This is a genomic window from Acidaminococcus timonensis (assembly GCF_900106585.1).
Taxonomy (GTDB): Bacteria; Bacillota; Negativicutes; order Acidaminococcales; family Acidaminococcaceae; genus Acidaminococcus; species Acidaminococcus timonensis.
This window is the reverse complement of the sequence record NZ_FNWH01000006.1, coordinates 307,703-328,765: the sequence shown is the minus strand read 5'-3', so window position 1 is coordinate 328,765 and position 21,063 is coordinate 307,703. Positions and strand designations below refer to the sequence as shown.

Sequence of the window (21,063 nt, the reverse complement as noted above, 5' to 3'; positions counted from 1 at the left end):
GTCTCTCCTTATTCGGCGGCCACTTCTTCCATCACATAGGCTTCCAGCTGGTCGCCTTCCTTGATATCCCGATAATCTTTCAGGGTCAGGCCGCATTCGTAGCTGGCGGCCACTTCTTTCACATCATCCTTGAACCGGCGCAGGGAATCCAGTTCCCCTTCGTGGACCACGATGCCGTTGCGGATCAGGCGGATCTTGCAGGTCCGGGTGATTTTCCCATCCTTCACATAGGCCCCGGCAATCAGGATCTTGTTGATGGGGATCACCTTCCGAATTTCCACATGGCCGATGATCTTTTCCTTGAACTTGGGTGCCAGCATACCCTTGATGGCAGCCTGCACATCGTTCAGGGCATCGTAGATGACCCGGTAGGTCCGGATATCCACTTTTTCGGCTTCCGCCGTCTTCCGGGCATTGGCGTCCGGCCGCACGTTGAAACCGATGATCAGAGCATTGGCCGCAGAGGCCAGCATCACGTCGGATTCGTTGATGGCACCTACGCCAGAGTGCACGATGACCACTTTCACTTCATCGTTCTTGATCTTGCCCAGGGCCTGTTCCAGAGCCTGGATGGTACCCTGCACGTCGGCCTTCACCACGATGTTCAGGTCTTTCAGTTCCCCTTCCTGGATCCGGTTGAAGATATCGTCCAGGGAGACCTTGGCCTTCTTCTGTTCTTCTTCCTTGGCCTTGGCCATCCGCTTTTCAGCCACACTCCGGGCAATGTGTTCGTCACAGGCATCCATGATGTCCCCGGCCTGGGGCACATCATTCAGGCCCAGGACTTCCACAGGGGTGGAAGGCAGCGCCTTTTTCACCTTTTCACCCCGGTCGTTCACCATGGCACGGACTTTGCCGTAGCAGGTCCCCACCAGGATGGAGTCCCCGATGTGCAGGGTGCCCCGGTCAATCAGCACAGAAGCCACAGGGCCTCTGCCCTTATCCAGCTTGGCTTCGATGACAGTGCCGTGGGCCGGCAGTTTCGGGTTGGCTTTCAGTTCCAGCATATCGGCCACCAGCAGGATCATTTCCAGCAGGTCACTGATACCGGTCTTCTGACGGGCAGATACAGGCACCATGATGGTGTCGCCACCCCAGGCTTCCGGGATCAGGCCGTGTTCAGACAACTGCTGCATGACGAAGTCCGGGTTGGCCCCTTCCTTATCGATTTTGTTGATGGCCACGATGATGGGCACCTTGGCGGATTTGGCATGGTTGATGGCTTCAATGGTCTGGGGCATGACGCCGTCATCGGCAGCCACCACCAGCACGGCGATATCCGTCACCTGGGCACCACGGGCACGCATGGCCGTAAAGGCTTCGTGACCCGGGGTATCCAGGAACACGATGGGCCGGCCCTGGCAAATGACCCGGTACGCACCGATGTGCTGGGTGATACCGCCGGCTTCCCGTGCCGTCACGTTGGTCTTCCGGATGGCATCCAGCAGAGAGGTCTTACCATGGTCCACGTGGCCCATGACGGTCACCACAGGAGGACGGGGCACCCGCAGAGCCGGGTCATCTTCCACTTCTGGCACTTCCGTGGGATCTGCTTCAGGCGGCGGTTCCTTGATTTCACAGTTGAAGTCCATGCCCACCAGTTCGGCCGTTTCGTGGTCGATTTCCTGGTTGATGGTCACCATCTTGCCCAGCATGAACAATTTCTTGATGACTTCGTTCACGTCACGGCACAGCAGTTTGGCAAAATCCTTCACGCTGATGCTTTCGCCCACCTCGATGCTGGAAGGTCTCACCACTTCGGTCTTTTTGGCCGGTGCAGCATTTCGGTTGTTGTTGTTCTTGTGTTTGTGATTCTTCATCATATGATCGGCACTGCGGGTCGGACGGTCTTCCCGGGTAGCGTACGAGCCCTTGATCTTCTCCCGTTTTTCCTGATGGTTGTGGTTGTTGTTCCGCTTGCCCATATCCTTGCCGGCATGGGCACTGTTCATGTTCACTGCAGCAGACGGTTTGTTCGGCCGATTGTTCTGGGGTTTCCTGTTGTTGCTGCCGTTCCGGTTGTTCCCGTTCCGGTCATTGTTCCGGTCGTTATGGGCAAACCGAGTGCTGCCGCTGCCATTCCGGCTGCCGGCATTCTGGGGCCGGTCGGAGCGGCGGCCGTTATCCCGGTTCTGTCCGCCGTTCTGGCGGTTTCCTTCCGGACGTCTGCCTTCCCGGCGGCCGTTGTTGCTGGAGTTCCGTTCGCCCTGATGGCGATTGTCCCCATGGCGCTCGTTGCGGTCGCTGCGGGTCTCCCGGCGGTCCCGGTTCTGTTCCGTGTGGGCCTGAGCCTTCTGCTGTGCCTCATGGCTGGCCTGGATGGCTGCCTTGCCCACAGCCACATCCTGTTTCACCTGGGCCACTTTGTCGGCCACCGGTTTCACCACCTGGGCGGCCCTGGCCTGTACCTTCTGGGCCGCCGCTTTCACCGGGCCCTTGTTGTCCTTCAGGCCCTTGATGATCATATCCCGCACATTGGCTTCCACCGTGCTCATATGGTTCTTTACGCTGATTTTATGGTCAGCCAGGAAACTCAGGACCTTCTTGTTGTCCAGGTTCATTTCTTTGGCAATCTCATAGATTCTATATTTTGTCATCCGCACACCTCCATTGTTACCCTAAAACCCCATCATCTTTCGAAAATTGTCGTCCAGGACGACCACTGCAGCCCGGGGTGCTTTCCCGATGGCCGCACCCAGCCGTACCCGGTCCAGGCGTTTTCCGTAAGGGACCTGGTTGGCGTCGCACCAGTGCACGATTTTTTCTGTCGTGCGCTGGGAGGCATCTGCGGCAATCAGCACATAGCGGGCACGCCCTTTCTTTTTCAGCGTGTCCCATATGCCCTGATCACCGGATGCCAGCTTGCCCGCCTTCTGGGCCAGGCCCAATGCAAAGCAGAGTTGCTCATCCGTTTTCATGGGAGAGCTCCGCCAGTAAGGCTTCCTTGGTTTCCGGCGAAACTTTCACCTGCAGGGCCCGTTCCAGGCCTTTGCTCTGGAATGCCTTTTCAATGCAGGCGGCGTCGGGGCACACATAGGCGCCCCGGCCCGGTTTCTTGCCGGAACGGTCCAGGCTCACATTCCCCTCGGGGGAACGGACGATCCGGACCATATCTTTTTTATTTTTCACTTCTCCACAGCCGATGCAGGTCCGCTGGGGAATTTTCTTGGCCTTCATGCATCCTCACCGCTTTCCTCAGGGGCCTTTTCGGCTTCCTGAGCTGCTGCCGCCGCCTGGGATTCGCTCTTGATGTCGATCTTCCAGCCGGTCAGTTTCGCTGCCAGACGGGCGTTCTGCCCTTCCTTGCCGATGGCCAGGGACAGCTGATAATCCGGTACCACCACCCGGCAGATTTTTTCATCTTTGTCCGCCGTAGCAGAGACCACCTTGGAAGGAGACAGGGCGTTGGCCACGTATTCTTCCGGATCGTCGCTGTACTTCACGATATCGATTTTCTCGCCCCGCAGTTCGTCCACGATGGCGCGTACCCGCACGCCCTTGGGACCCACGCAGGCACCCACCGGATCCACGCTGGGATTGGTGCTGTGCACGGCGATCTTGCTGCGCATACCCGGTTCCCGGGCCACGCTGTCGATGATCACAGTGCCATCCTGGATTTCAGAGACTTCCAGTTCGAACAGCCGTTTCAACAGGCCGGGATGGGTCCGGCTCAAGATGATCTGGGGACCCTTGGTGGTCTTCTTCACTTCCACCACATAGCATTTCAGACGTTCATGGAACTCGTAGGTTTCATGAGGGATCTGTTCGTTGGGCAGCAGCAGGCCTTCGGCGGTGCCCAGGTCGATGAACACGTTATGGCCTTCGATCCGCTGCACCGTACCGGTGACGATATCATTTTCCCGGTCGGAGTACCGTTCATACACCATTCCCCGTTCCGCTTCCCGGATCCGCTGTACGATCACCTGCTTGGCGTTCTGGGCAGCAATGCGGCCGAAGTTCTTGGGGGTGACTTCCGTTTCCAGGATATCCCCTGCCTGATAGTGGCTGTTCAGCTTCTGGGCATCAGCCAGGCTGATTTCCGTAGTCGGATCCGTGACTTCCTCCACAATGTTCTTCCGGGCATACACATGGATCTCCCCGGTTTCTTTATGCATGGAAACCCGTACATTCTGGGCAGAACCGTAGTTTTTCTTATAGGCGGTGATCAGGGCTTCCTCCACTGCACTGTACAAGATATCCGGAGAAATCCCCTTCTCCTTGGCCAAGAGCGCAATGGCTTTCACGAAATCCGCATTCACTTCTTATTTCCTCCTCTAACTTCTTTAAAAATCGATATGGGGCCGCACGGAAGCGATCAGTTTCCGTGCAATGGTCAGTTCTTTGTTCTTCTCGTCGGTCAGGACCAGGTTGTCCTGGTCGTGGGACTGGAGCACCGCCGTCATCTGCTTCTTTCCCTCGTAGGGAGCGAAGAAGGCCAGATCCACCCGGGTCCCGTAATGAGAAACCAGGTCCTTGTCCTTTTTCAGGGGACGATCGATGCCGGGGGAAGAAACTTCCAGATAGTATTTTTCTCTGATGAAATCCTCTTCATCCAGTTTTTTGGCCAGGGCGTTGCTGACCGCCGAGCAGTCATCGATGTCGATGCCGCCCTCCTTGTCGATGAAGACCCGCAGGAACCAGTCCCGTTCCCGCACATACTCCACATCCACCAGTTCAAGCCCCGCAGCCTCCACAATGGGAGTCACCAGGGCCGTCACCCGTTCGGTGATTTTCTTTTTGTCCATTAGGCACCTCTGCTTCTTTCCTAGTAAACGAAAGAGCGGGTATAAAATACCCACTCTCTAAGGTCTGCCTCAGTTTTCTAAAATATTATATCACCGGGGAAAGGAAATGGCAAGGAAAAGGTGCCGCGTGGCGGCACCCCTTTAAAAAAGCTCGATCTGATCCGTCTTGGGCATGCCTTCCAGGATGCCCAGTTCGTCCAGGATCTCCACGTTGGCCGTGCTGATCTTGGCCCGGTTCCGCAGATCCTCCTGAGAAATGAAAGGTCCCTTTTTCCGGGCTTCCACGATGCCTTCCGCCGCCACGCCGCCGATGCCGCCAATGGCACCCAAAGGCGGCAGCAGCCCCTTTTCCGTGACCAGGAACCTGTGGGCGTCGGACTTGTACAGGTCCACGTTCTCGAAGACGAATCCCCGTTCCAGCATCTCCACGCACAGTTCCATGTAGGTGGCTGCATCCTTGTCGTTCACCGAAGCCTTGGTGCCCTGGGCGGTAACATTCTTGATGAACCGCTTCATATAGTCCAGGCCCTTGTGGACCAGGGCGTAATCAAAGTGGGGCGCCCGCACGGTGAAGTAGGCCGCATAGAATTCCCTGGGATGGTGCACCTTGCAGTAGGCGATCCGGTAGGCCGACAGCACGTAGGCCACGGCGTGGGCCTTCGGGAACAGGTACTGCAGCGTAGTGCAGGCCTTGATGTAGAACTCGGGGATGTGGGCTTTCTTGAAGGCTTCCAGCTGTTCGGGCTTGAATCCTTTTTTGTGGGCCTTCCCCTTCCGGCTCCATTCCATGATGCCGAATGCCATGCTGGGTTCCATGCCTTTGTTGATCAGCCAGTTCATGATATCGTCACGGGTGGAAATGGTATCCTCTGTAGGCGTCCCGGCCCTGATCAGGTCCTGGGCATTGTTCAGCCACACGTCCGTCCCATGGGAATACCCGGAAATCCGCAGCAGATCGGAAAAATTCTTGGGCTTAACGTCCGAGATCATCTGGCGCACGAATCGGGTGCCGCATTCCGGTACCCCATAGGTGGCCACATCCGTACCGATCTGCTCCGGGGTAACCCCCAGGGATTTGGTGCTCAGGAACAGTTCCATGGTATCCTTGTCCCCGATGGGGATGTGCTTACAGTAATCCTCGCCCAGCATCCGGTCCAGCATCTTGATCACCGTGGGATCATCGTGGCCCAGAATGTCCAGCTTGACGATCCGTTCGTCAATGGAGTGGAAATCGTAATGAGTGGTGATGGTCCCGCATTCCGGGTCATCCGCCGGGTGGGAAACAGGCGTGATATAATGCACGTCCAGGTTCCGGGGAATGACCACGATACCGCCGGGATGCTGGCCGGTGGTCCGCTTCACCCCGGCCAGTTTAGGGATCAGGCTTTCAATGAAGGCAGTCCGTTTGGGTTCGCCCCGGGTTTCGTAATATTTCTTGATGTACCCGTAAGCCGTCTTGTCCTTGATGGTGCCCAGGGTACCGGCCCGGAACACGTTGTCCCGGCCGAACAGTTCTTCCGTGTACTTATGGGCCCGGGGCTGGTATTCTCCGGAGAAGTTCAGATCGATATCGGGAACTTTATCCCCGTGGAATCCCAGGAATACAGCGAACGGGATGTTGTGTCCGTCCCGGATCATGGGGGTCCCGCATTCAGGACAGTTCTTCTCCGGCAGGTCGAAGCCGCTTTCCACACTGCCGTCGGTAAAGAATTCCGTGTGGAAGCAATGGGGGCACCGGTAATGGGGTACCAGCGGATTCACTTCGGTGATGTTCAGCATGGTGGCTACGAAAGAGGATCCTACAGACCCCCGGGAGCCCACCATATAGCCGTCGTCGTTGGATTTCTTTACCAGCAGGTGCGCAATGTAGTACAGCACAGAGAACCCGTTGCCGATGATGGAAGAGAGTTCCAGTTTCAGCCGGTCCTCCACGATCTTGGGCAGTTTGGGCCCGTACCAGGCATGGGCCTGGGCATAGCTCAGGGACTGCACCTTTTCCTTGGCGCCGGGGATGGAGGGCGAATACAGCTGGTCCCGGTCAGGCACCGGCTTGAACCGTTCCACCCTATCGTTGATCTTGTTGGGGTTCTCCACCACCACTTCGTAGGCCCGATCGCCCAGGTAGTCGAATTCTGCCAGCATCTCCTCCGTGGTACGGAAGTACAGGGGCGGCTGTTCCTCATCCGGATAGCCCATGCCGGCCTGGAGGATCTTCCGGGCCAGGGCATCTTCCGGATTGAGGAAGTGCACGTCACAGGTTGCCACGGTCATTTTTCCCAGTTCATCCCCCAGAGCCAGGATCTGCCGGTTGATATCCTGCAGATCTTCCACGCTGGTGATGTTGGGGAACCGGGGATCCCGGATCAGGTAATTGTTGTTGCCGGTAGGCTGGATTTCCAGATAATCGTAGTAAGAGGCGATTTCCTTCAGTTCCTCATGGTCCACCCCGGCCAGGATGGCCCGGTACACTTCCCCGGCCGCACAGGCCGAACCCACGATGATCCCGTCCCGATACTGGTCCAGGAGGCCCTTGGTCAATCTGGGCCGTTTGGGCTTGCCGCCGAAATACTGCAGATGGCTCAGCGAAACCAGACGATACAGGTTCCGCAGTCCCTCCACATTTTTCGCCAGCAGGATGATGTGATAATTTTTCTTGTCCTCCCGGCTGTGGCACAGATAGCCTTCACAACCATAGATCAGCTTGATTTCCCAGCCGTTTTTATCCCGCAGCTTTTTGGCCTCATCGTAGGCAAAGGGAAACGCCTGCACTACCCCGTGGTCCGTCAGGGCCAGGGCCTTGTGACCCCATGCCACCGCCGTGTCCACCAGTTTCTCGATGGGCGTCAGCCCGTCCATCTTGCTCATCTTGGTATGGCAGTGAAGCTCCACCCGCTTGGTCTCAGCGTGATCTTCCCGGGAATCAGAGGGTTCCACCATGATCCCCTTTACCCCTACCATGACCAGTTCCGAATTGGCATACTTGTCCACCGTGATGTTCCCCTGCATCTTGACCTTCGTCCCTTCCGGGATCTGCTGCTGCAGCTGGGCACATTCCTTCCGGTTCTGGGCAATATCGTTGCCTTCATTCCTCTGGCCGAAGCGGATCTTCACGAACAGGCCTTCGGTATCGTCCGCCACCTTGATGGTGAGCATAATGGCCCCGGTGCGCAGTTCCCGTTCATCGAACCCCACCACGGTGCCTTCCACCACCACGCCGTTCTCTTCTTCCACCACTTCGGCCATGGTGCGGGCCTTCTTTGTGATTTTCCGGCCGTAGACCACACCATCCTTCTTCCGTCCCTCCGCCGTCTGGCTGGCCACGCTGGCCAGGGCCTTCTGGTATTCCTCGCTCTGGAAGAAATCCTGATCCTCCTCCGGAGGCTCATCCGGCAACGGTGGTTCCTCCTCTTCCGAGGGCTCCGGCGGCAGGGGAATGTCCTGGTCTTCCAGGCAGGGAGCCGCCAGATTGTCTGCATTCTGGTTCACGAACGTCACCTGGGCAACAGAACAGGCAGCGGCCAGCTTTTTCGCGACCGCTGCCAGTTCCTGCTGCTCCAGAGGCGTAGCTGCTGCATCATAATTGATTTTCCAGGTATTGCGTTCCTCATCCACTTCCACAAACCGGATGGGGAACGTTTCCACACAGTGACGCTGTTCCGGACTCAGTTCCAGGGTCACCATGAAATCCAGGAAGCAATGCCTGTTGGGTACGATTTTATAACAGCTCATTCCAACCTCAAATCATTCATCTTTCAGGACAATGCTCTGCACCGCCCTGGTATTCTTCAAGCCATCGATGATGGCATTGGCATTGTAATACTTGCCGATTTTCACGGCCAGATCCACTTCCAGCACATTGCGCTGGGGATCGTTCCGCATGCCCAGGATCCGGGTCTTGATGTTCCGTTCCTGGAGATAGTCCATGACCTCCATCATGTTTTCCGGATTCCGTCTCACCAGCACATGGAGGACGCACTTGGTGGACCGCCCCACGGGCAGCACCTTCTTCTCCAGTCCCCGGATCATGATCAGGGTCACCAGCGTGATCCCTGTAGCAAAGATGCCCAGGGCGATCATGCCGCAGCCCACGGTCAGCCCGATGGCCGACACGATCCACAGACTGGCGGCAGTGGTCAGGCCCTTGACAGTGAGCCCTTCATGAAGAATGGTACCGGCACCCAAAAAACCGATGCCGCTCACCACCTGGGAGGCAATCCGGGAAGGATCCCGTGCCTGGGTATATCCGTCAGTTCCGTAGATGGAAATCACCATCAAAAGGGCGGAACCGGTGGCCACCAGTACATGCGTCCTGAGCCCCGCAGGCCGGTCGCCGGCGCTCCGTTCCAGGCCGATCAGGCCACCCAGGAACGCCGCCAGGAGGATGCGCAGCGTCAGCTGTGCCAGCAATGTGTCCATGGTTCCACCTCCTTGATCCTACTCCAACCGGATTGATTACAGTGCCTTGTCCAGGATGTCCCGGATGGCCTGGATGTAATCCCCCTCAAAGGATACATCCTGCATCTCCCCATTGCAGCGCAGCTTGGTTTCCATGGCATTGCGTTTCATGGTCTTGGGCCCTACCACGATCCGCAGCGGGCAGCCGATCAGATCGGCATCCTTGAATTTCACACCGGCCCGTTCATCCCGGTCGTCCAGCAGGGCATCAATGCCGGCTGCATTCAGGGCGTCGTGGATTTCAATGGCCTTGTTGTAACTTTCCTCGTCCTTCACATTCATGGCCAGCACCATCACCTGGTACGGTGCGATGTTTTTGGGCATGATGATACCGTCCTTATCGTGATGCTGTTCGATGGCAGCAGCCAGGGTACGGCCTACGCCGATGCCGTAGCAGCCCATGACCAGCGGATGTTCCTTTCCATCCACGTCCAGGTAGGTGGCATGCAGGGCTTCACTGTATTTTGTGTTCAGCTTGAACACCTGTCCCACTTCGATGCCCCGGGCTTCCTTCAGATGGCCATTGCAGTGAGGACATTTGTCCCCGGCCACTGCGGTACTGATATCGTCCACGTAGGTGTAGCGGAAGTCACGGGAAGGCTCGGCGTTCACGTAATGCATATCCTTTTCGTTGGCGCCGCAGCACACATTGTGCATATTCATCACAGAATGGTCGATGATGATGATGGTCTTTTCCGGATCCAGCCCCACCGGACCCATGAAGCCCGGTACAGTACCGGCTTCCCGGATCAGGTCATCAGGAGCCATGTCCACTTCGTTGCAGCCCACCACGTTCACCACTTTGGTGTCATTCACTTCTTTGTCGCCCCGGACAAAGCACAGGACCAGTTTCCCTTCATCGGTGACAAAAGCCACAGCCTTTACGCTCTTTTCAATGGGAGCCTGCAGGAACTTGCATACGGCTTCAATGGTATTGCACCCCGGCGTTTCCTTCTTTTCCAGTTCCCGGGGAGCTTCATCAGCAGCGGGAATGGCGGCACATTCGGCCTTTTCCACGTCCGCTGCATATTCGCAGGTATCACAGTACACGATACCGGCTTCGCCGCTGTCCGCCAGGGCCATGAATTCATGGCTGCCCTTGCCGCCGATGGCACCGCTGTCGGCTTCCACCGGACGGTAATCCAGTCCGCACCGGGTGAAGATCCGGCTGTAGGCATCGTATTCGTCCTGGTAGGATTTATCCAGCCCTTCCGCATCTTTATCAAAGGAATAGGCATCCTTCATGATGAATTCCCGGCTGCGCATCAGGCCGAACCGGGGCCGTTTCTCATCCCGGAATTTGCTCTGGATCTGGTACAGGGTCACAGGCAGTTGCCGGTAAGAACGCAGGTCGTCCCGCACCAGGGTGGTCACCAGTTCCTCGTGGGTGGGCCCCAGACAGAAATCACGGCCGTGCCGATCTTTCAGTTTGAACATTTCGGCACCGTAAGCAGGCCACCGGCCGCTCTCCTGCCAGATTTCAGAAGGTTGCAGCACCGGCATCATGATTTCCTGGGCACCCGTGGGAACCATTTCCTCCCGGATGATCTGTTCGATTTTCCGCAGGCTCCGCCAGGCCAGGGGCAGATAGCTGTACAGGCCGCCGGCCACCTTTCGGATATAGCCGGCCCGCAGCATCAGCTTGTGGCTTTCAATCACAGCTTCTGCCGGTACCTCTCGTAATGTAGGTGCATACAATTGGGAAACGCGCATTCTCAGTTCTTCCTTTCTTTGATGATTGTATCGATTTCATTGAACAACTCTTCAACCAGCCGGTCTTCCGGCACTTTCCGCAGGATCTTTCCCTTGCGGAAGATCAGCCCTTCTCCGCAGCCGCCGGCAATGCCCACGTCTGCTTCCCGGGCTTCCCCGGGGCCGTTCACCACACAGCCCATCACGGCTACGGTGATGGGTTGCCGGATGTGCGACAGACGGGTCTCCACTTCCCGGGCCATTTTTTCCAGGCTCACACTGGTCCGACCGCAGGTGGGACAGGACACCAGGGTGGGTCCGTGCTGCCGCAGGCCCAGGGATTTCAGGATCTCGAACCCGGCATCGATTTCCGCCAGCGGATCCCCGGTCAGAGAAACCCGGATGGTATCGCCGATGCCCTCAGCCAGCAGGGTCCCAATGCCCACAGCGCTTTTGATGAGGCCACTGTGGATGGTGCCGGCTTCCGTCACCCCCACATGGAGGGGATAGTCGCATTCCCTGGCCATGAGCCGGTAGGCTTCCAGGGTCAGGGGCACATCATGGGCCTTTAAGGAAATGACGATATTATTATAATCCATCTCTTCCAAAATATGAATATGCCGCCAGGCTGCTTCCACCATGGCCTGGGCCGAAGGGTGACCGTATTTGGCCAGCAGGTCCCTGGGCAGGGAGCCGGCGTTCACCCCGATGCGGATGGGGACCTGACGGGTTTTGGCAGCGGTGACCACCTTTTCCACCCGGTCCCGGCCTCCGATGTTCCCCGGGTTCAGCCGCAGGGCATCCACCCCACTTTCCAGGGCCTGGAGAGCCAGCCGATAATCAAAATGGATGTCGGCAACCAGGGGAATGGCAATCTGTTTCTTAATGTCCGCCAGGGCTTTGGCCGCCTCCAGGGTTGGCACGGCACAGCGGATGATCTCACAGCCCCGTTCTGTCAGCCGATGGATCTGCTCCACCGTGGCAGCCACATTCTCTGTTTTGGTATTGGTCATGGATTGGACCGCCACCGGATGGGTTCCACCGATGGTCACACGGCCAATGGTGACCGGACGGGATTTTCTTCTTTCCATATTTTCCCTCCTAATGCAGCAGATCATGCATGGTGGCAAAAAGGGTCAGTGCGATGATGCAGGCCACGCCCACCAGCTGGATCAGCTCTTTGGCCCGGGGTGCCAGGGCGTGGCCCAGCAGGCCTTCCACCACCAGCACCAGGAACTGGCCACCGTCCAGGGCCGGGATCGGCACCAGGTTCAAAACGGCCAGGTTCAGGCTCAGGAACGCCATGAATTCCAGGTACGGAATGACGCCCTGGGCGGCCACATCTCCGGCCATATGGGCCACGCCGATGGGACCGGAGATTTCTGCGTTCACCTTGCCGGTGACAATTTTCCGCAGACCATCCACCATGGCAGTGGAAATCCTCCACACGGAAGTAACCGCCGTTTTCAGGCTCTCTCCCACACCCAGCTCCCGGTGTTCCACCGGTGGCTTAATGCCAATCAGGAACCGTCCGCTCTGCCCGTCATATTGGGGCTTCAGGGTCAGTTCCAGCTGGCGGTCGCCCCGCTGCACCAGCAGTTTCGCCGGTACGGGTCCGTTGGCCTGCACCAGGCTGTTGATGTCCTTCCAGCGGGTCAGGGGCTGGCCGTTGATGCGCAGGATGGTATCCCCTTCCTGAAGGCCCGCTTCCACAGCCGGATACCCGGCCATCAGAGACCCGGCGACGGGTTTGTCCACTGGTATGTCCAGGCCGCTGGTGGCGAACACTCCGAAGAAAATCACCACCGGCAGCAGGAAGTTCATAAAGGGCCCGGCCAGGATCACCAGCATCCGGGCCCACAGGGGACGGCCATTGAAACCCCGGGGCGTCACCGGTTCACCCGGTTCCATACCGGCAATCCGGTTATAGCCTCCCAGAGGGCACAGCCGCAGGGAATACAAGGTCTCCCCGATTTTCCGTTGGATCAGTTTGGGGCCAAAGCCGATGGAGAATTCCGTTACCAGCATCCCCGTACCTTTGGCCACCAGGAAATGGCCCAGTTCATGGACCGTAATCAGCACACCGAATAACACGATGGCTGCCAGGATCGTCAGCAAAATTTCTTCCTCCTACTGTGCCTGCCCCACGAAGGCTTCCGCCCGCTGCCGGGCCGTCCGATCGGCTTCCACGATGGTCTCATAGGAATCCGCCGGTACATTCGGTGTGGCCTCCAGCACTTTTTCAATCAGATCGGCAATGCCCAGAAAGGTCAGTTTCCCCTGCAGGAAAGATGCCACCGCCACCTCGTTGGCCGCATTGAACACACAGGGCAGGATGCCACCGGCCTTTCCGGCCTGGATGGCCAGGGGCAGTGCCCGGAACACGCGGGTATCCGGCGCAAAGAACGTAAGAGCCCCGCACTGGACCAGGTCCAGCTGGTCAAAGGCCACAGGCCACCGGTCCGGATAGCTGAGAGCATACTGGATGGGCAGCTTCATGTCAGCCACACCCAACTGGGCGATCACTGCCCCGTCGCTGTATTCTACCAGCGAATGGACGATGCTCTGGGGATGGATGATGGGCACGATTTTCTCATAGGGTGCGTCGAACAGCCAGTGGGCCTCGATGACTTCCAGACCTTTATTGGCCAGGGTGGAAGAATCAATGGTCACCTTGGTACCCATGGTCCAGGTGGGATGGTGCAGGCACTGTTCCACTGTCACGTGCTCCAGTTCCTCCCTGCTCCTGCCCCGGAAGGGGCCCCCGGAAGCCGTCAGCAGGATCCGTTTCAGGTCTTTGTGCTGATTCCCCTGAAGGGACTGGAAGATGGCACTGTGTTCACTGTCCACAGGAGTCAGTTGGACGCCCTTCTTCTTAATGGCATCCATGACAAGGCTGCCGGCTGCCACCAGGGTCTCCTTGTTGGCCAGGGCGATGTTCTTCCCGGCCGCAATGGCCGCCAGGGTGGGTTTCAGCCCTGCATAACCAACCATGGCTCCCACAACCGTATCGGCGTCGCTGCAGGTGGCCACGGCCATAACCCCTTCCGGTCCGCTGAGAATCTCCGTAGGGCCGTCGTATCGCTGCCGCAGCCGCCGGGCTGCCTGTTCGTCCGAAAGAGCCGCCACCAGCGGATGGAACTTCCGGATCTGCTTTTCCAGCAAGTCATCATTTTGATGGGCCGCCAGGGCCACAACCATCAGGCGCTCCGGATTGGCAGCCACCACATCCAGGGTCTGGGTCCCGATGGAACCGGTGGACCCCAAAATCGCGATTTTCTTCATAGTGCCTCCTTAGGGCAATAAGAACAAGGTTATGAAATAATAGGCAAAAGGCACGGAGAAGATCAGGCTGTCGCACCGATCCAGCACGCCTCCGTGGCCAGGGAAGAAATTCCCGGAATCCTTGATGTCACAGGACCGCTTCAGGATGCTTTCCACCAGATCCCCCAGAGGGGCAAAGATCCCGATACCGATGCCCAGGAGCAGGACGGGGAGCAGCGGATAGCCCAGCCAGACATTTCCCAGCAGCCAGACGGTCAGCACACACCCGATGAACCCGCACAGGGCTCCCTCCCGGGTTTTCTTAGGGCTGACCCGGGGCAGCAGCTTCGTCCTGCCGAAAGCCCGGCCGCCAAAGTAGGCAAAGGTATCACTGGCCCAGGTGGCGAACATGACGGTCCAGAGCAGGGCTTCCCCCAGGCTCATCGGTCCCCACAGGGGCAGGGTATGCACGGGGCCCGTCAGTTCCCGGAGCAGGATGAAATGGGCAAAGGGCAGGCCCAGGTACACCAGGGCCATACAGGTCAGGCCGGTGTTCTCGGGAAAATGCCCCTGGGCATAGCAATACAGTCCCTCCAGCATCACCAGCAGGGAGAACAGGGTCACCAGGGGCAGCAGCCAGTCCCCATGCCCCGCCCCGGCTGCCAGGATCAGCAGGCAGGTGCCGGCCATCCCCATGGCCCGATAGACCTGGATGCCATCCTTCGTGAGCATATCCTGGAATTCCCGGAAGCCCACCAGACCCAGCAGCAGCACGCCCAGGGCAAAGGGCAGCCCTCCCAGTTTGATCAAACACAGTGCAATCGGAATGGCCACGATGGCCGTCCGGATTCGTTGTCCCATAGTCTTCGCCTCTTATTTCTGGTTCAGGCCGCCGAACCGGCGATCCCGTTTCTCGTAGCTGAGCACCGCTTCCGCCAGAAGTTCCTCGGAGAAATCCGGCCAGAAAACCGGCGTGGTCCAGAACTCTGAGTAGGCAATCTGCCACAGCATGAAGTTGCTCACCCGCAGGTCGCCTCCCGTCCGTATCAACAGATCCGGTGCCGGCATCCCCCGGGTGTACAGGTGCTCTTCGATGGTTTTTTCATTTATGTCTTCCGGCTGCAGCTGGCCTTCCTTCACCAGGGTGGCGATTTCTTTCATGGCCCCCACCAGTTCCCGCTGTCCGCCGTAATTGATTGCGATGTTCAGGATGATGCCCGTATTGTCTCTGGTCACTTCCAGGGCGTGATCCATTTTTTCCAGGACCGCATCCGGCAGTCCCTCCCGGGCTCCCATGAACCGGATCCGTACATTGTACTGATTGAATTCTTCCAGTTCCTTGGTCAGATATTCCACCAGAAGATCCATGATGAAATGGACTTCTGTAATGGGCCGTTTCCAGTTTTCCGTAGAAAAGGCATACACGCTCAGGGCCTTGATACCCAGTTTGTCCGCAAATTTCACGATGCGCCGCAGGGTCCGGGCACCGGCTGCATGGCCGAAGGTGCGAGGTTTTCCCTGTGCCCGTGCCCACCGTCCGTTGCCATCCATGATGATGGCTACATGCTGGGGCACCAGTTCCGGCCGGATCTGGGAAAGATCCACTTCCCGTCCTTCCGGGTCTTTACAATTCGGCAAGGTCAATCCCAATAATTTTTTCAGCATACAAACCTTCCCTTATAAAAAAATTTGCGCAGCCTGCATACGCGGGCTGCGCAATACGCTACAAGCTTATTCAGCTTTGATAGCGCCAGTCGGGCAAGCGCCGGTGCAAGCATCGCAATCGATGCAGCTGGCTTCGTCAACCTTGTACTTGCCGTTGTCTTCAGAGATTGCACCTACCGGGCAGGTTCCAGCGCAGGAACCGCAGCCGATGCATTCGTCTTGGTTAATTTTGTGTGCCATTATCAGTACACCTCCCTTCGAATTTGCAACCAACAAGAATTTGTACTATATGGTCAGGCAGAACGGTCTGCCGCAATACATAAGCGGAAGCATCCTGCCAGACTTGCGATTGATGATGGAAATAAGGCTCTGCCCGTACCACCTGGACCTGCCAGCCTGCCTCCTCCAGTTTTCGGAGTGCATAGGCCAAAGGCCGTGCCAGTACATCGGGCGCCTTCTGGGAGGTGTCCATCACACCGACATGACTTCCTTTTCCTTTTGGGCAAGGGTGTCATCGATCTTTTTGGTGTATTCATCCGTCAGCTTCTGGGATTTATCCAGTGCTGCCTTGGAATCGTCTTCCGTGATTTCCTTGGCCTTCAGCATCTTCTTGACGGCTTCGTTGAAATCCCGGCGGATGTTCCGGATTTCCACCCGGCTGGCCTCGCCTTTCTTGTTCACGACCTTCACCAGCTCTTTCCGGCGTTCTTCTGTCAGAAGCGGCAGATTCAGGCGGATCACCTGGCCATCGTTGTTGGGGTTCAGTCCCAGATCGCTGGTCATGATGGCTTTTTCAATCACTTTCAGCAGGCTCCGGTCCCAGGGCTGGATCATGATCATCCGGGGTTCCGGTACGGATACATTGGCTACCTGGGTCACAGGAGTCGGTGCTCCGTAATAATCCACCTTCACCTGATCCAGCAGGGAAGGGGTGGCACGACCGGTACGGATATTGGTCAGCTCCACACGCAGGGCTTTCAGCGCTCTGTCCATTTTTTCTTGGGTCTTGGTTTGCAGTTCTGCAATCGTTGCCATATTAGAATCCTCCTACCAGGGTTCCGATTTTTTCGCCAGCAGCCGCTTTCAGGATATTTCCTTCCTGATCGATATTGAATACGACAATGGGAATATGGTTATCCATGCACAGGCTGATGGCCGTAGAATCCATGACACCCAGATTTCTTTGGATGACTTCGATGTATTCCAGATGGTCGAATTTCACCGCATTGGGATTTTTGGCCGGATCACTATCATAGACCCCATCCACGCCTTTCTTGGCCATCAGGATGGCATCTGCCTCGATTTCAGCAGCCCGCAGGGCAGCCGTGGTATCTGTAGAGAAGTACGGGTTGCCGGTACCGGCAGCGAAAATCACCACACGGCCCTTTTCCAGGTGCCGTACGGCTCTCCGCCGGATGTACGGTTCTGCAATGGCCCGCATTTCAATGGCCGTCTGCACACGAGTGGGAACACCCCGGTTTTCCAGGGCATCCTGCAGTGCCAGGGAGTTGATCACCGTAGCCAGCATGCCCATATAATCGGCGGTTGCCCGGTCCATGCCCTTGGAAGCACCGGCCAGCCCTCTCCAGATATTACCGCCGCCATTGACGACGGCCACGTCCAGTCCGCTTTCGTGGACAGCCTGGATCTGGGCCGCAATATGATCCACGGTTTTGGGATCGATGCCGTAGCCTTTGTCACCGGCCAGGGCTTCCCCACTGAGTTTCAGAATGACACGTTTGAACTTTCTATTACCCGACACTGACAGTACCTCCTACCGAGTTCCGTCGCTCTTGCATCCGGATGGCTTCTCCCTCTGTAGAGATTTTCCGAACCCTTACTCGAAACATCCACAAGTTTGTTCCATCTCATTATAGGTGAATTTGCCGTTTCCTGCAAGACCGAAATCTTAAAGGTCATAAAACAAGGGGCTGCCGCCCAAGCGAAAGCCCCTTGTCAGGATTGTTATTTTACGAAGCTGGCTACTTCAGCAGCAAAGTCTTCTTTTTTCTTTTCAATGCCTTCACCCAGCTGATACCGAACGTATCTCTTGGCTTTGGCATTGTGTTCTTTCAGCAGAGCACCCACGGATTTATCCGGGTCTTTGATGAATTCCTGATCGACCAGGCAGATTTCTTTATAGAACTTCTGAATCCGGCCCTGGACCATCTTTTCGATGATCTTTTCCGGTTTTCCTTCGTTCTTGGCCTGTTCTGCCAGGACTTCTTTTTCATGATCCAGTTCTGCAGCGGGAACCAGGGTCCGATCCAGGTAGGACGGGTTGGCAGCAGCAATGTGCATAGCCACGTCTTTGGCTACTTCAGTGTCCCCGCCTTCCAGTTCAACCAGCACGCCGATTCTGCCGGCGCCATGGATGTAGTGGCCCAGGGTGTCATTGCCATATTCATAAACGGTGAAGCGACGGATATCGATCTTTTCGCCGATTTTGGCAATGGCTTCAGTGATGACTTCGCTGACTTTCTTGTCAGTGCCCAGGAAGATCTGGTCATTCAGAGCAGCCACATCAGCCGGTTTGTTGGCAGCAATGTGTTTGGCAATGGACAGGACCAGGTTCTTATATTCGTCGGTGTTGGCCACGAAGTCGGTTTCGCAGTTCACTTCGACCAGGACGGCTACTTTGTTGGCTTCGTCCACATAGGCTTCTACCAGACCTTCAGCAGCCACACGGCTGGCTTTCTTGGCAGCCTTGGACAGGCCTTTTTCCCGCAGGAAATCGATAGCCGCATCCATATCGCCATTGGTGGCGGTCAGGGCTTTTTTGCAGTCCATCATGCCTGCGCCGGTACGGTCACGCAGGTCTTTTACCATGCTAGCAGTAATTGCCATCAGTATTCCTCCTGTACTTTACGGAATGAAATCTTATTCAGCGTCTTTATCGTCAGCAGCAGCCTTTTCATCAGCGGCGGCAGCTTCTTCGTCCACAGCGCTGGCTTTGCCTTCCAGGACAGCGTCAGCCATTTTGCTGGTCAGCAGACGAACGGCACGGATGGCGTCATCGTTGGCAGGCATCAGGTAATCCACTTCATCCGGATCGCAGTTGGTATCAACGGTGGCTACGATGGGGATATGCAGTTTCCGTGCTTCCATGATGGCGTTGTGTTCCTTCCGGGGATCGATGACGAACAGAGCGCTGGGCAGCTTCTTCATGTTCTTGATACCGCCCAGGTATTTTTCCAGTTTGGCCATTTCATGGCGCAGAACGATGACTTCTTTCTTCGGCAGCAGGTCGAAGGTGCCATCTTCTTCCATTTTTTCCAGTTCATGCAGCCGTTTGATACGGGTCTGGATGGTCTTGAAGTTGGTCAGCATGCCGCCCAGCCATCTTTCGTTCACATAGAACATGCCGCAGCGTTCCGCTTCTTCTTTGATGGCAGCCTGAGCCTGTTTCTTGGTGCCTACGAACAGCACGGTACCGCCCTGGGCAGCCAGTTCACGCAGGAAGCTGTAGCATTCTTCCACTTTCTTCACGGTCTGCTGCAGATCGATGATGTAGATGCCGTTCCGTTCGGTGAAGATATACGGAGCCATCTTGGGGTTCCAGCGACGGGTCTGATGACCGAAGTGTACGCCTGCTTCCAACAGTTGTTTCATAGATACGATTGCCATTTTGTATTCCTCCTGTTTTCCCTCCGCAGAGCTCTTTTCGCTTGGCCTCTCGGCAAAAGAGGACAGCCGCGTCCTGACTCTGCGTGTGTATTATGGATGGCTGTGCATTCACAGCGATTAAGATTATATCATATTTGTTACAATTGTTGCAAGGGTTTTCAACGGGAAACGGTCGCAGCCCGGGAGGCACCCCTATCCCAGGATCTGTTTTTCCAGCTCCTTTATCTTCTCCTGCCAATCGTCACCTGCTGTACCGCCGCCCTGGGCACTTTGCGGACGGCCACCCCCACGTCCCTGGAACAGGGCATTGGCCTGCTGGCAGCAGGCTTTGCAGTCACCCGTAGCACCTTCACTCAAGGCAAACTGGTACATGAGCCGTTCTCCGTCCTTCGTGAACACGGCAGCCAGTACCTTCGGTTCAGCGGAAGCCAGCTTCATGGCACTCTTCCCTTCCTGAGCCGTTCCTTCCAGGGTCAGTACCAGCAGCCGGGTACCATCGGAGAAGGTGGGCGCTTTTTCCAGCCGTTCCGGCAGCTGGAAACGGATCAGTTCCTGGGTCTTTTCCCGCACCTGGCCCCGCAGTTCCAGGATCTCCTGGTGCAGCTTCTCCACAGCCGGCAGGACCCCATCCGCCTTCACCGACAGGAAATTGCTGGTGTCCTCCAAAACCTGATTCCGTTTGTGCATCTCGGTCAGTGCCCGGGCACCGCATAAAAATTCCACCCGGCTGCCTCCCTTGTGGCGGACGAAACGGATGATCTGGATGGATCCCACCATCCCTGTAAAAGGAGGATGGGTACCGCAGCAGGTACAGATGTCCCCGTTCCTGATGTCCACCAGCCGCACCGTGCCCCGCAGCTTCTCGTTTTTCTTACGGAGAGGATAGTTCCCCAGTTCCGTGGAATCCACATAATGCAGGGTAATGGGTTCGTTGGCCCACAGGCACTGGTTGGCCATCCGTTCCGCCTTTTCGGCGGTTTCCTCATCGATTTCCTTGTCCAGGTCGATGAACACACTGTCTTCATTCATATGGAATCCTACGTTATTGGCTCCGCAGGTCTTCCAGAAGGCATAGGACAGGATGTGTTCCCCGCAGTGCTGCTGCATCCGGTCCAGCCGCACCGCCCAGTCCAGTTTCACCTGGACCTTCTTTCCCACTTCCACCGGGGTATTGGTCCAGTGGTGCACGTCCGGCCCTGCCTCAGAGGCATAGAACACCGGCACGGTGTCCAGCCAGCCCCGGTCGGACAGCTGACCGCCCCCTTCCGGGAAAATCACCGTCTGGTCCAGCGTCACTTCATAATGGTCATCCTTCTGTTCACAGGCCAGCACCTGGGCCTCACAGGTCTTGAGCAACGAATCATTTTCGTATAACTTCTTCGTCATGGAATCCACCTCGCGCTTTTTCCCGTCCTGCCGCCGATCAATCTTTTCCTATATAATATTGATACAGCTGCTATCCCGGCACGGTTTTATCCTTATTATAGTTCTCCTATCAGAACTGCGCAATCCTGGAAGATGGTATGATAGTACGGGGAAAGTGCATAAAAAGCCTTTTTCAGGATATGATTGACAAACCCATTGCAAAAGGATAATATTATGAAGTATACAAAAT

General features: G+C 56.8%; 19 protein-coding genes. All 19 read right to left on the bottom strand.

From position 1 onward, the window contains the following. Nucleotides 1-8: 8 nt before the first annotated feature. The 19 genes from infB to BQ5462_RS05345 all read right to left on the bottom strand — a co-directional run bounded on the left by infB (nucleotide 9) and on the right by BQ5462_RS05345 (nucleotide 20,834). Entirely contained in the window at nucleotides 9-2,597 is a 2,589-nt protein-coding gene (infB, locus tag BQ5462_RS05435; RefSeq protein WP_071142388.1) for a translation initiation factor IF-2, read from the bottom strand. Nucleotides 2,598-2,618: 21 nt separating this feature from the next. Then, nucleotides 2,619-2,918 carry a L7Ae/L30e/S12e/Gadd45 family ribosomal protein gene (locus BQ5462_RS05430; protein ID WP_071142387.1) on the bottom strand — a complete coding sequence of 100 codons (300 nt, stop codon included), beginning with the start codon at nucleotides 2,916-2,918 and terminating at the stop codon, nucleotides 2,619-2,621. Beyond that, nucleotides 2,905-3,177, bottom strand: a complete 273-nt coding sequence (gene rnpM, locus BQ5462_RS05425; RefSeq protein ID WP_071142386.1) for an RNase P modulator RnpM — start codon at nucleotides 3,175-3,177, stop codon at nucleotides 2,905-2,907. Before rnpM ends, BQ5462_RS05430 begins: the two co-directional genes overlap by 14 nt. Continuing rightward, nucleotides 3,174-4,259, bottom strand: coding sequence for a transcription termination factor NusA (nusA, locus tag BQ5462_RS05420; RefSeq protein ID WP_071142385.1), 1,086 nt, complete (start codon nucleotides 4,257-4,259; stop codon nucleotides 3,174-3,176). The genes rnpM and nusA overlap by 4 nt, the downstream gene beginning before the upstream one ends. Nucleotides 4,260-4,283: 24 nt before the next feature. Next, nucleotides 4,284-4,745: a ribosome maturation factor RimP gene (locus tag BQ5462_RS05415; protein ID WP_071142384.1), complete on the bottom strand. Its 462-nt coding sequence runs from the start codon at nucleotides 4,743-4,745 to the stop codon at nucleotides 4,284-4,286. A gap of 141 nt (nucleotides 4,746-4,886) precedes the next feature. Further along, entirely contained in the window at nucleotides 4,887-8,474 is a 3,588-nt protein-coding gene (locus BQ5462_RS05410) for a PolC-type DNA polymerase III (protein ID WP_071142383.1), read from the bottom strand. 12 nt (nucleotides 8,475-8,486) lie between these two features. Next, entirely contained in the window at nucleotides 8,487-9,161 is a 675-nt protein-coding gene (locus BQ5462_RS05405) for an MgtC/SapB family protein (RefSeq protein ID WP_071142382.1), read from the bottom strand. 36 nt (nucleotides 9,162-9,197) lie between these two features. Then, the gene (locus tag BQ5462_RS05400) at nucleotides 9,198-10,913 is read right to left on the bottom strand and encodes a proline--tRNA ligase (RefSeq protein WP_071142381.1); all 1,716 of its coding nucleotides are present in this window, start codon (nucleotides 10,911-10,913) and stop codon (nucleotides 9,198-9,200) included. Between the two features lie 2 nt (nucleotides 10,914-10,915). Continuing rightward, nucleotides 10,916-11,983, bottom strand: coding sequence for a flavodoxin-dependent (E)-4-hydroxy-3-methylbut-2-enyl-diphosphate synthase (gene ispG / locus BQ5462_RS05395; RefSeq protein ID WP_071142380.1), 1,068 nt, complete (start codon nucleotides 11,981-11,983; stop codon nucleotides 10,916-10,918). 10 nt (nucleotides 11,984-11,993) lie between these two features. Then, nucleotides 11,994-13,010 (bottom strand): RIP metalloprotease RseP, encoded by a 1,017-nt coding sequence (gene rseP / locus BQ5462_RS05390; protein ID WP_083378081.1) that lies wholly within the window; start codon nucleotides 13,008-13,010, stop codon nucleotides 11,994-11,996. 12 nt (nucleotides 13,011-13,022) lie between these two features. Beyond that, a complete protein-coding gene (locus tag BQ5462_RS05385) occupies nucleotides 13,023-14,177 on the bottom strand; it encodes a 1-deoxy-D-xylulose-5-phosphate reductoisomerase (RefSeq protein WP_071142378.1) in 1,155 nt (384 codons plus the stop codon). A gap of 9 nt (nucleotides 14,178-14,186) precedes the next feature. Further along, complete coding sequence (locus BQ5462_RS05380; RefSeq protein WP_071142377.1) at nucleotides 14,187-15,017, bottom strand: phosphatidate cytidylyltransferase; 831 nt, start codon at nucleotides 15,015-15,017, stop codon at nucleotides 14,187-14,189. Nucleotides 15,018-15,029: 12 nt separating this feature from the next. Next, on the bottom strand, nucleotides 15,030-15,821 hold the full coding sequence (locus BQ5462_RS05375; protein WP_071142376.1) for an isoprenyl transferase: 792 nt from the start codon (nucleotides 15,819-15,821) through the stop codon (nucleotides 15,030-15,032). A 66-nt stretch (nucleotides 15,822-15,887) separates the two neighbouring features. Further along, nucleotides 15,888-16,061 (bottom strand): indolepyruvate ferredoxin oxidoreductase subunit alpha, encoded by a 174-nt coding sequence (locus tag BQ5462_RS10910; protein WP_076978291.1) that lies wholly within the window; start codon nucleotides 16,059-16,061, stop codon nucleotides 15,888-15,890. 231 nt (nucleotides 16,062-16,292) lie between these two features. After that, complete coding sequence (frr, locus tag BQ5462_RS05365) at nucleotides 16,293-16,856, bottom strand: ribosome recycling factor (RefSeq protein WP_071142374.1); 564 nt, start codon at nucleotides 16,854-16,856, stop codon at nucleotides 16,293-16,295. 1 nt (nucleotide 16,857) lies between these two features. After that, nucleotides 16,858-17,583, bottom strand: coding sequence for a UMP kinase (gene pyrH, locus BQ5462_RS05360; RefSeq protein ID WP_071142373.1), 726 nt, complete (start codon nucleotides 17,581-17,583; stop codon nucleotides 16,858-16,860). Between the two features lie 203 nt (nucleotides 17,584-17,786). Beyond that, nucleotides 17,787-18,668: a translation elongation factor Ts gene (gene tsf / locus BQ5462_RS05355; RefSeq protein ID WP_071142372.1), complete on the bottom strand. Its 882-nt coding sequence runs from the start codon at nucleotides 18,666-18,668 to the stop codon at nucleotides 17,787-17,789. A gap of 33 nt (nucleotides 18,669-18,701) precedes the next feature. Continuing rightward, entirely contained in the window at nucleotides 18,702-19,448 is a 747-nt protein-coding gene (gene rpsB / locus BQ5462_RS05350; RefSeq protein WP_071142371.1) for a 30S ribosomal protein S2, read from the bottom strand. Nucleotides 19,449-19,640: 192 nt separating this feature from the next. Next, nucleotides 19,641-20,834 carry an alanyl-tRNA editing protein gene (locus tag BQ5462_RS05345; protein ID WP_071142370.1) on the bottom strand — a complete coding sequence of 398 codons (1,194 nt, stop codon included), beginning with the start codon at nucleotides 20,832-20,834 and terminating at the stop codon, nucleotides 19,641-19,643. Nucleotides 20,835-21,063: the final 229 nt, after the last annotated feature.